The organism is Ruegeria sp. AP12 (genome assembly GCF_056540025.1).
This window is the reverse complement of sequence record NZ_JBQFVZ010000076.1, coordinates 1-1136: the sequence shown is the minus strand read 5'-3', so window position 1 is coordinate 1136 and position 1136 is coordinate 1. Positions and strand designations below refer to the sequence as shown.

Here is a 1136-nt window from a genome sequence, read left to right as displayed (position 1 = left end):
CAAGGTGATTGAAGCGGATAAAATCGGCGAGGGCGGAGCGGCCTTCCTATGCCGCGCCACCGGGTTCGAACAGGTCGAAGCACTGCAATCCGCGTTGCAGGTCAGCTACTCCACCGCCGCCGCGATCATCGGCAGCGTAATCAAAGAGGATGAAGATGGCGCGCAACACTGATCCAAACGACCCCAAGGGCCTGATCCGCGAGGCATATAACATCGAAGGCATCGCCATGCCGTAATGCCGCAGCATCTTTCTGGACTGGGCGCTCAGCCTGCCCGATGGCTTGGACCAGAAACAGGCTCTGGCCGAGCTGCACGCGGCCTATTCCGCACAGGACGCCGATCATCCCATGACTCAAGTGATGAGCGAAGGGTTGCAGGCCGCCCAAGCGCCCAAGCGGCGCGGTGGCTGGCGCTCTCGCCCGCGCTAGGGGGTCTTCCTTCGGGCTGTTCGCGACTATGAGGCGGTCATGACCCAAGCCGCTGACCGCCCCCGTATCCGCCTGAAACCCAAAGCCAATGCGCGCGGGCTGCGCCATGGGTTCCCATGGGTCTATGCCAATGACATCGTCACCGACCGACGCACGCGCAAAATCCCTGCCGGGGCGCTGGCCGTGCTTGAGGATGACAAACGCGCGCCGATCGCTCTGGTCGCGGTGAACCCTGAATCAAAAATCATGTGTCGTGTTCTGGATCGCGATATTGAGGCCGTTCTGAATGCGGACTGGTTCGAATCCCGCCTGCAGCGCGCGCTTGAGATGCGTGAACGCCTGTTTGACGCGCCATATTACCGCCTGATCCACGCCGAAGCAGATGGCTTTCCCGGTGTGATCATCGACCGTTTCGGCGATGCCTGCGTGATCCAGCCCAACGCCGCCTGGGCCGAAGCGCATCTGGAGGTGCTGACCGACGCGCTGGTCAAGGTGACCGGCGTGACAACCGTTCTGAAAAACGCCTCGGGCCGGACCCGCGGGTTGGAGGGGTTGGATGATGTCAACCAAACCCTGCGGGGAACCGTGCCTGACGCGCCTCTGCCTGTGCCCATGAACGGCGCGACCTATATGGCCGACCTGACAGGCGGTCAGAAAACCGGCCTCTTCTACGATCAACGTCCCAACCACGCTTTTGCGGCGCGTTTG

The 1136-nt window shown here is 62.2% G+C and carries 1 protein-coding gene and 1 pseudogene; both read left to right on the top strand.

What is annotated here, in order from left to right:
* Nucleotides 1-155 precede the first annotated feature (155 nt).
* A pseudogene (locus tag ACR0E6_RS21335) lies at nt 156-428 on the top strand (hypothetical protein).
* Between the two features lie 39 nt (nt 429-467).
* On the top strand, nt 468-1136 hold a 669-nt coding region (locus tag ACR0E6_RS21330; RefSeq protein ID WP_480587065.1), incomplete at its 3' end, for a class I SAM-dependent rRNA methyltransferase.